8 protein-coding genes are annotated in these 9,838 nt (G+C 66.6%); all 8 read right to left on the bottom strand.

The window, feature by feature from the left end; genetic code table 11:
* Positions 1-114 precede the first annotated feature (114 nt).
* Complete coding sequence (gene bamA, locus O0J73_RS10180; protein ID WP_049456919.1) at positions 115-2,478, bottom strand: outer membrane protein assembly factor BamA; 2,364 nt, start codon at positions 2,476-2,478, stop codon at positions 115-117.
* Positions 2,479-2,552: 74 nt separating this feature from the next.
* Complete coding sequence (gene rseP, locus O0J73_RS10175; RefSeq protein WP_008264625.1) at positions 2,553-3,911, bottom strand: RIP metalloprotease RseP; 1,359 nt, start codon at positions 3,909-3,911, stop codon at positions 2,553-2,555.
* Between the two features lie 55 nt (positions 3,912-3,966).
* On the bottom strand, positions 3,967-5,157 hold the full coding sequence (locus O0J73_RS10170; RefSeq protein WP_308308632.1) for a 1-deoxy-D-xylulose-5-phosphate reductoisomerase: 1,191 nt from the start codon (positions 5,155-5,157) through the stop codon (positions 3,967-3,969).
* A gap of 2 nt (positions 5,158-5,159) precedes the next feature.
* Entirely contained in the window at positions 5,160-5,996 is an 837-nt protein-coding gene (locus O0J73_RS10165) for a phosphatidate cytidylyltransferase (RefSeq protein ID WP_049456921.1), read from the bottom strand.
* The gene (gene uppS, locus O0J73_RS10160) at positions 5,993-6,760 is read right to left on the bottom strand and encodes a polyprenyl diphosphate synthase (protein WP_049456922.1); all 768 of its coding nucleotides are present in this window, start codon (positions 6,758-6,760) and stop codon (positions 5,993-5,995) included. The genes O0J73_RS10165 and uppS overlap by 4 nt, the downstream gene beginning before the upstream one ends.
* A gap of 5 nt (positions 6,761-6,765) precedes the next feature.
* Positions 6,766-7,320 (bottom strand): ribosome recycling factor, encoded by a 555-nt coding sequence (gene frr, locus O0J73_RS10155; RefSeq protein WP_008265041.1) that lies wholly within the window; start codon positions 7,318-7,320, stop codon positions 6,766-6,768.
* Positions 7,321-7,416: 96 nt separating this feature from the next.
* Positions 7,417-8,145, bottom strand: coding sequence for a UMP kinase (gene pyrH / locus O0J73_RS10150; protein WP_006427124.1), 729 nt, complete (start codon positions 8,143-8,145; stop codon positions 7,417-7,419).
* Between the two features lie 121 nt (positions 8,146-8,266).
* Positions 8,267-9,805: a GGDEF domain-containing protein gene (locus tag O0J73_RS10145; RefSeq protein WP_308308631.1), complete on the bottom strand. Its 1,539-nt coding sequence runs from the start codon at positions 9,803-9,805 to the stop codon at positions 8,267-8,269.
* Positions 9,806-9,838: the final 33 nt, after the last annotated feature.

The raw sequence follows: 9,838 nt of genomic DNA, 5'->3' as shown, positions 1-9,838 counted from the left end.
CTGTCTGGCGGAGAGCCCCCCTTCTGTTAAGGGGGGCGCGCCAACGGCGCGGGGGATAGGTGAAATGCGGGGGCAATTCACCGCAGGTGGATCAGTTCTGAGGAACAAAGTTCCTCAGAACTGGCCACCGAAGGTGAATTGCAGACGTTCGATCTTGTCATCGTCTTCCTTCTTCAGCGGGAAGGCGTAGCTGATCGAGATCGGGCCGACCGGGGCGCGCCACAGCAGGGCGACACCGGTGGAGACGCGCAGTTCGTTGGCCTTGAAGTTCTTGGTGCCGTTGTAGACGTTACCGAAGTCGACGAAGGCCGACACGCGTGCCGACGGGCTGTCGAACAGGCGCGGGAAGTAGGCTTCGACCGAACCGACGGTCTTCAGCGAACCACCCAGCGGCTGGCCTTCCGGATAGCCATTGGTGACTTCGCGCGGGCCCAGGGTGTTGTCTTCGAAGCCACGCACCGAGTTGGTACCGCCGGCGTAGAAGTTCTCGAAGAATGGCAGGCCACTCGCGGTGACGGTGCGGGTGGTGCCGTCCGGGTTGGTCAGCGTGCGGGTGTAGTCATTGCCATAGGCATCGCCGTAGCCCACTTCTGCACGGGTGTTGATCACCAGCGACGGCATGATCGGCCAGTACTTGCTGATCTGGTAGTTCAGCTTGTAGTACTCGATGGTCGAACCCGGCAGCGTGGCTTCCAGGCCGATGCGCTGATAGGTACCGCGGGTCGGCATGAAGTAGTCGTTGCGCGAGTCGCGTGCCCAGCCCAGCTCGGTACGCCAGGCGTGGAAGGTGCGCTGACCGACCGCGTTGATGTAATCGATGATCGATTGCGGGGTCGAGCCCTGGTAGGTGGTGATCTGGTTGCTGTCGATGCCGAACATCAGCGAGACGGTGTCGGTCTCGGTCAGCGGCACGCCGAATACCACCTGCGCAGAACCATTGGTGCTGTTGTACTGCGCGGTGTTGAAGTCGGAGTAGTCCAGCTCGCGCCAGGACAGGTTGTAGCCCAGCGACACGCCGTCATCGGTGAAGTACGGGTTGGTGTAGCTGAAGCCATAGCGCTGCAGGTAGCTGCTGCGCGAGGCTTCGACCGACACGCGGTTGCCGCCGCCGAGGAAGTTGTTCTGCGACAGCTGCACCGAGGTGGTCATGCCGTAGGACTGCGAATAGCCCAGGCCGAACACGAAGCTGCCGGAGGTGGTTTCCTTGACGTTGTAGACGACGTCGACCTGGTCGTTGCTGCCGCTGACGGCCGGGGTTTCGACGTCCACCGACTCGAAGTAGCCCAGGCGCTGCAGGCGGATCTTGGAGCGGTCGATCGCGGCCTGCGAGTACCAGCTGTTCTCGAACTGGCGCATTTCGCGACGCATCACTTCGTCGGACGTGCGGGTGTTGCCACGGAACAGGATGCGGCGCACCGACACGCGCGGGCCCGGCACGACCTGCATGTTGATCGCCACGGTCTGGTCGGGGCGGTTGGTGGTCGGGATCGGGTTCACCTTGGCGAACGCGTAGCCGATGTTGGACAGCGAGTTGGTGATGGTGTCCGAGCTGAATTCCAGCAGCGCACGCGAGAACGTGTCGCCGGACTTCTGGATCACCATGCGCTCGACGTCCTCCTGCGGGAGGATGGTGTCGCCGCTGACCTTGATCTCGGAAATCTTGTACTGCGCACCCTCGGTCACGCCCGCGGTCAGGAACATGTCGCGCTTGTCGGGGCTGATCGAGACCTGGGTCGAATCGATGCTGAAGTCGACGTAGCCGCGGTCCAGGTACCAGGAGTTGAGCTTTTCCAGGTCGCCGGACAGTTTTTCCTTGGAGTACTGGTCGTCACGGCGGTACCACGAGGCCCAGTTGTGCTCCTTGGACTCCCAGGTCTCCAGGATGTCCTTGCTCTCGAACTTCTCGGTGCCGACCAGGTTGACGTGACGGATCTTGGCCGCCTTGCCTTCCTTGATGGCGATCGCGATGTCCACGCGGTTGCGGTCCAGCGGGCTCACGGTCGGGGTGATCTCGACGGTGTACTTGCCACGGTCGTTGTACTGGCGACGCAGTTCCTGGGTCACGCGGTCCAGGCTCAGGCGGTCGAAGGTGCCGCCTTCGGTCAGGCCGATGTCGGACAGGCCCTTCAGCAGCTGCTCGGACTTGATGTCCTTGTTGCCGGTGACGGTCAGCTTGTTGATCGCCGGGCGTTCCTTGACCGTCACCACCAGGATGTTGCCCTGGCGGTCCAGCTGTACGTCTTCGAAGAAGCCGGTCTTGTACAGGGCGCGGATGGTCTCGCCGACCTTGTTGTCGGTGATGGTCTCGCCACGTTCCACCGGAAGGTAGGTGAACACCGTGCCCGAGCTGATGCGCTGCAGGCCATCGACGCGGATGTCGCTGACAGTGAAGGGCTCGGCTGCCTGGGCCAGGGCGGGAGCGCCGGTGACGGCGGCGAGGGCGAGGGCCAGCAGGCGGCGATTGGGGAGTCGCGTCATGTCACGTCCGGTAGGAAGGTCGATTTCATTGGTGCGGGATGCCGACGCTGTAGACGGCAACAACGTGGAAAAGTTCATCGCGGGACCAGGCCGAGGATGTCGTTGTAGAACGCCAACCCCATCAGCCCGGCCAGCAACGCCAGGCCGATGTATTGGCCGGCGGCGATGGCACGCTCGCTCAGCGGGCTGCCCTTGACCAACTCGATAAGGTAATACAGCAGGTGCCCGCCGTCCAAGATCGGGATCGGCAGCAGGTTGATGATGCACAGGCTGAGGGACAGCAGGGCAAGGAACTGCAGGAACCAGTCGAGGCCGCGCTTGGCCGAGACGTTGGCCACGCGGGCGATGGTGACCGGCCCGGAAACGTTCTGCAGCGAGGCTTTGCCGGTGACGATGCGGCCCATCATGCCCAGCGAGTCGGCGGCCAGGCGGCCGGTTTCGCGAACGGCCACGGTCACCGCGTCGAGCGGACCATAGCGCAGCAGGGTGTCGTAGGCGGGGCTGTAGGTGGTGGGGAAACCGACGCCGATCTGCCAGACCGGATTGCCCTTGCCATCCTTGCCCTGGCGCGGTGTCACTTCCAGCGCAAGGCGTTCACCGCCGCGCAGGACCTCGATCATGCCCGGGCCACCGGCGCGGCCCAGGGCCTGGATTTCGCCAATGACCTGATCGACGCTGTCGATGCGCTGGCCGTCGATGGCCACGATCAGATCGCCCGGCTGCAGCTGCCCGGCCACCGCCGAATCGGCGGTCAACGAGTCGACCAGCGCCGGCTGCAGCCAGGATTGCCAGTACAGGCCGGCCAGGATCGGCACCCGTCGTTCATCGAAGCCAGCCGGCAGCTGCGACAGCGGCAGGGTGCGCACGCGCACCTGGTCGGCGGGATCGAGCACTTCCAGCGTCACGTCACGGCGGTCCATCGCGGCCGCGGTCAGTGCCATGCTGGCGTCGCCGAGGGTGACTACCTGGCGGTCATCCACCCGCAGCACGCGGTCGCCGCTGACCAGTCCGGCCGTGGCGGCGATGCCGCTGACCCGGCCGATGGTCGGCGAATAGTCCTGCTTGCCGATCACGAACATCGCCCACAGCAGCAGGATGCACAGCAGCAGATTGGCGATCGGACCGGCAGCGACAATCGCGATGCGCTGCCAGACGGTCTTGTGGTTGAAGGCCTGGCCGCGCTCGTGCGGATGGACTTCGACCTCGCGCTCGTCGAGGAATTTCACGTAGCCGCCCAGCGGAATGGCGGCGATGGCGAACTCGGTGCCGTGCCTGTCGCGGCGCGACCACAGCGGGCGGCCGAAGCCGACCGAGAAGCGCAGGATCTTGACCCCGCACAGGCGGCCGACCCAGTAATGCCCGAATTCGTGGAACGTGACCAGCAGCCCGAGGCTGACAATCATCCACCAGACCGATCCGATGAAGTCAGTCATGCAGGGTCACAGTGGTGGGCAGAGGCGGCGTCGTCATGCTGGGCGAGGCGGTCGTTCAGGCGGCGTCGATGGCGTTCAGGGTCAGCTGGCGTGCCCGCTGGTCGGCGGACAACAGGACCTCCAGTGTATCGGCTGCTTGGGTCGGCAGTGTTGAAAGAGCGTTAGCAACCAGCTCCGGGATGGTCAGGAAACCGATCCGGCCCTGAAGAAACGCTGAAACCGCCTCTTCATTGGCGGCGTTCAGCACCGCCGGTGCGGTTCCGCCCGCCTGCATCGCCTGCCAGGCCAGGGCCAGGCAGGGGAACGCGTCGGTGTCCGGGGCCTCGAAATCCAGCCGGCCCTGGGCCAGCAGATCCAGCCCGGCCACGCCCGACTCGATGCGCTGCGGCCAGCCGAGGCCGACCGCAAGCGTGGTGCGCATGTCCGGCAGGCCCATCTGCGCCAGGGTCGAGCCGTCCACGAACTCGACCAGCGAATGCACCAGGCTCTGCGGGTGCACCAGCACCTCGATGCGCTCGCCGGGCACCGCGAACAGGTGATGCGCCTCGATGACTTCCAGGCCCTTGTTCATCAACGTCGCCGAATCGACCGAGATCTTCGGGCCCATCGACCATTTCGGGTGGGCCACGGCCTGCGCCGGGGTGACCTGGGCCAGTTCGGCACGGCTGCGGCCACGGAACGGGCCGCCGGAGGCGGTCAGCAGGATCCGGCGCACGCCGGCACCCTCGATGCTGGCATCGCGCGAGCGCAGGCACTGGAAGATCGCGCTGTGCTCGCTGTCGATCGGGATGATTTCGGCGCCGGCCCGTTCGGCGGTGCGGGTCAGCAGCTCGCCGGCCAGCACCAGCGATTCCTTGTTGGCCAGCAGGATGCGCTTGCCGGCTGCGGCGGCGGCCAGGGTCGAGGACAGTCCAGCGGCGCCGACGATGGCCGCGACCACCGTGTCGCAGGCATCGCTGGCGGCCAGCTGGTCCACCGCGGCAGCACCCGCATGGGCCTCGGTGGCCAGGCCGGCCTCGCGCAGGCCGTCGCGCAGCTCGGCATACAGTGATTCGTCGGCGATCACCGCGTGCTCGGGCTTGTGCTGGCGGCACAATGCCAGCAACGCGTGCAGCTGGCGGCCGGCAGCCAGCACGGTCGCCTGGTAACGCTGCGGGTGGCGGGCGATCACGTCCAGCGTGGAGGCACCGATCGAGCCGGTGGCGCCGAAAACGGCGACCCGGCGCAGGTCTGCGGCAGCATTCATGGTCAGAACCCGAAGATTTCCTTGCCCAGCGCGAACACCGGAACGGCGGCGAGGACGCCGTCGACACGGTCGAGCACGCCGCCATGGCCCGGAATCAGGTGGCCGGAGTCCTTGGCACCGGCGTGGCGCTTGATCAGGCTCTCGAACAGATCGCCCAGCACCGACGCGAACACCGCCACCACCGAGGTGATCAGCAGGCCCGGCAGGTGTGCGACGTCGATGCCCGCCAGCCAGCCCAGGCCCACGGCCACAGCAACACCGGCCAGCAGGCCGCCGAACAGGCCTTCCCAGGTCTTGTTGGGGCTGATGCGCGGGGCCAGCTTGTGCTTGCCGAAGCGTCGGCCGGCGAAATAGGCGCCCGAATCGGCCGCCCAGACCAGGGCCAGCGCGGCCAGCAGCCACAGGTGGCCCTGCTTGCCCGGCGGATCGCCACCGGCATGGATCAGCACCAGTGCGGCCCAGGCCGGCACGATGGCCAGGGTGCCGGCCAGCATCTTCACGATCCGCGAAGGCGCCGACGGCTGCGCGCCGAAGTTGAAGAAGCGCAGCCAGACCAGTGCGGCCAGCCACCAGGCGACACCGGCCAATGTAGTGATCTGGAACAGCACCAGTGTGCTGCCATCGGCCCACACCAGCAGCACCATCAGCAGCAGGTTCAGCACCAGCAGGACGGTGCGCGCCAGGGTGTCTTCGATGCCGGCCAGCTTCAGCCACTCCCACAGGCCGATCAGCAGCACGGCGGCGGCGGCGGCGGCCAGCCATTGCGTCGGCAGCAGCAGGATCGCGGCAATGGCCACCGGCGCCATGATCAGCGCGGCGAGTACTCGGGTCTTGGTCATGGGCTGGAGGTCTCGGTGGCCAGTGCGGCGATCTGGGCGCTGGTCAAACCGAAACGACGCTCGCGGCTGGCATAGGCGTCCAGCGCCTGCTGCAGCAGCTCGGCGTCGAAGTCCGGCCACAGGGCCTCGGTGAACCACAGCTCGGTGTACGCCAGCTGCCACAGCAGGAAATTGCTGATGCGCGTATCGCCCCCGGTGCGGATGAACAGGTCCGGTGCCGGCAGGTCGGCCAGGGCCACCTGGCTGCCCAGCAGCGATTCGTCGATCTGTTCGGGCAGCAGGCGGCCGGCGGCCACTTCAACGGCCAGGGCGCGCGCGGCACGGGCGATATCCTGGCGGCCACCGTAGCTGGCGGCGATCGACAGGGTCAGGGTGGTGTTGTCGGCAGTACGCTGCTCGGCCAGCTGCATGCGGCTGACCAGTCCAGCACCGAAGCGTTCGCGTTCACCGATGAAGCGCACGCGCACGCCACGCCGATGCAGCTCGTCCACTTCGCGGTCGAGCGCGCCGAGGAACAGCTTCATCAACGCATCGACTTCTTCCTGCGGCCGGCCCCAGTTCTCGCTGGAGAACGCGAACAGGGTCAGCGCGGGAATGCCCAGTTCAAGGCAGCGTTCGATGGTGCGGTTGACCGCGCGCGCGCCGGCACGGTGGCCGATCACGCGCGGGCGGCGGCGCTGCTGTGCCCAACGGCCGTTGCCATCCATGATGATGGCAACGTGGCGGGGCAGGGCAGCCGGCAACGGAGGCGGGACTGAAGGCATCGACTTCAGACCGACAGCAGTTCTTTTTCCTTCTCGGCGACAACCTTGTCGACGTCCTTGATGCTGCCGTCGGTGAGCTTCTGGATGTCGTCTTCGCCGCGCTTCTTCTCGTCTTCGCTGATCGCCTTGTCCTTGACCAGCTTGGCGATTTCCTTGTTCGCGTCCTGACGGATGTTGCGCACGGCGATCTTGGCGCCTTCGCCTTCCTTCTGCACCTGCTTGACCAGCTCCTTGCGGCGCTCTTCGGTCGGCGGCGGCATGTTGATGCGGATCGCGGCGCCCAGCGTGTTCGGGGTGAACTCGTGGTTGTACAGCCCCTTCTCGATTTCCTTGATCATGCTCTTGTCGAAGGGCGTGACCAGCAGCGAGTGGGCATCGGCGTTGGAGATCGAGGCGACCTGGTTCAGCGGGGTGCTGGCATTGCCATAGGCATTGACCGTCACGCGGTCCAGCAGGGCGGGAGTGGCACGCCCGGTGCGGATGGAGGTGAGGGTGTGCTTCAGAGCGTCGATGCTCTTGGCCATGCGCGTCTGCGCGTTGTTCTTGATGTCGTTGAGCATCGCCCGGTCCTGGATGTATCTGGAATCGGGCGATTATAGGCGAATACGGGACGCTGCCGGGCCTGGATCGGCCCGGTTGTCGCCTCGCGCTCAGGCTCAGGCCTGATCGCGGCCCTGGACCAGGGTGCCGATGTTCTCGCCATTGAGGATCTTCAGCAGCTCGCCCGGCTGGCCCATGTCGAACACGCGCATCGGCAGGTCGCTGTCACGGGCCAGGGCGAAGGCGGCGGTATCCATCACTTCCAGGCCGCGTCGGATCACTTCGTCGTAACTCAGGCTGTCGAAGCGGACCGCATCGCTGTGCTTGTTCGGGTCCTTGTCGTACACGCCGTCGACCTTGGTGGCCTTCAGCAGCAGGTCGGCGCCGATCTCGATCGCGCGCAGGGCGGCGCCGGAATCGGTGGTGAAGAACGGGCTGCCGACGCCGGCGGCGAAGATCACCAGGCGGCCCTTTTCAAGGTGGCGGATGGCGCGGCGGCGGATGTAGTCCTCGCACACGTCGTTGATCTTGATCGCGCTCATCACGCGGGCCTTGGCGCCCAGCTTCTCCAGGGCGTCCTGCATGGCCAGGGCGTTGATGACCGTGGCCAGCATGCCCATCTGGTCGCCGGTGACCCGGTCCATGCCGCCAGCGGCCAGGCCGGCACCGCGGAAGATGTTGCCGCCGCCGATCACCAGGGCCACTTCGGCACCGGCCTGCTGGGCTTCGATGACCTCGCGGGCCAGGCGGTTGATGATCTTCGGGTCGATGCCGTAGTCCTCATCTCCCATCAGCGCCTCCCCGGACAGTTTCAGAAGGATGCGGCGATAGGCGAGCTTGGACATGGGGACCTCGGGTGCGTGGAAATCGCGGGCGATTCTACGCGCATGCAGCGTCCTGCCAAAGTGTTTTGTGCACTGCGGCGCAAAATTCCGGCGTTTGCCCCGGTCAGCCGGGGCTCCCCGTTCAGCCCAGCTCGGCGCCAGCGGTCGCCGACAGCTCGTCGTGGCCAAGAGCGCCAGGGGAGCGGGCGATCACCCGGTTGCGGCCGAGATTCTTGGAGCGATACAGGACGTCGTCGGCCGCGCGCAGCAGGTCCTGCACGTCGGCGAAGCGCTCGTAGCCGCCTTGGGTGGCCACGCCGGCCGAGAAGGTGACGAACAGCGGGCCGCCTTCCAGCTCGGCCATCGGCGTGGCGACGATGTTGGCCAGCACCCGGCGGATCACGTCCAGTGCCACGGTTTCGCTGGTATTGGGCAGCAGCGCAACGAACTCCTCGCCACCGAAACGGGCCACGGTGTCGCTGTTGCGCAGCTGGCCCTGCAGCTTGCCAGCGAAGGCGCGCAGCACCTCATCGCCGGTCAGGTGGCCATGCGCATCGTTGATCTTCTTGAAATCGTCCAGATCGATGAACGCCACCGACAGCGGCCAGCCCTGGCGGCCGGCACGCAGGAACTCCTGTTCGAGCACCGCTTCCAGCTGGCGACGGTTGAGCACGCCGGTCAGCGCGTCGCGGTGGGCCTGGTCGGCCAGGCGCTTGGCCCGGGCTTCGAATTCGTCGGCGCGGCGGCGCGCCTGGTCGGCATCCTGCAGTTCGCGCAGGTTGCGCAGGGTGGCCAGCTCCTGTGCGTGGTCGATCAGTTCACGCACACGCGAAGGCGAATTCAGCCCGGCCTCGAACAGGCTGGCGATGTCCGGCAGGGTCTCGCTGATGCGCGCGAGCACCTGGTCGAAGCGGGCGCTGTCCAGTTCCAGGTGGTCGTGCACCTGCTGCAGGGCGCGTTCGCGGGCGGTGTCGGCATCCTCGTCCAGCCAGATGTCGGCGACGGCGCCGGACAGCTGCACGCAGGCCTGGAAGGGTGATTCGACCGCGTCCTGGTCCTCGCTGTGGCTGATGCTCTCCACCAGATAGCGCGGCAGGCCCCATTGCTCGGCCACCCAGGCGCCGACGTCGGCATGGCTGCAGCCCAGTTCGTCGCGCTCGCGCGCGACCAGATCGGTGTTGTCGCGCGCTTCGCGCAGCAGGGGCAGGTAGCGTTCCGACTCGGCCTGGGCCAGGCACAGCACGCCCAGGTCCTGCAGCAGGCCGGCCAGCATCAGTTCCTCCAGGCGGCGCAGGCCGCGCGCCTGCCCCAGCTGGCTGGCGGCCAGGGCGCTGAGGATGCTGCGCTTCCAGGCGCGCTGGCGCAGGTCGTGGCATTCGCCACTGCCACCGGTCAGGCCCTGGGTGACGGTGAAGCCGAGGGCCAGGCTGATGGTGGCATTCAGGCCGAGCATGGTCAGCGCCTGGCCGAGGTTCTCGATCCGGCGCCGGCTGGCGTACAGGGGGGAATTGGCGATGCGCAGCATGCGAGCGCTCAACGCCATGTCGATGGCGATGATGTCGGCGGCGGTGGCGATGTCCGCTTCCGGGTCCTGGGCCAGTTCGATGATGCGCAGGGCAATACCGGGTGGCGAAGGCAGGTTGCGGCAGAGCGCCAGGGCAGCTGTCAGCTCGGGAGGCATGTCGGGTCGTTCAATTCCATTGGGACAAGAATA

The organism is Stenotrophomonas sp. Sm6012 (genome assembly GCF_030985895.1).
In the GTDB taxonomy this organism is placed as follows: Bacteria; Pseudomonadota; Gammaproteobacteria; order Xanthomonadales; family Xanthomonadaceae; genus Stenotrophomonas; species Stenotrophomonas forensis.
The sequence above is the reverse complement of the archived record's forward strand: the minus strand, read 5'-3'. Positions and strand labels throughout refer to the sequence as shown.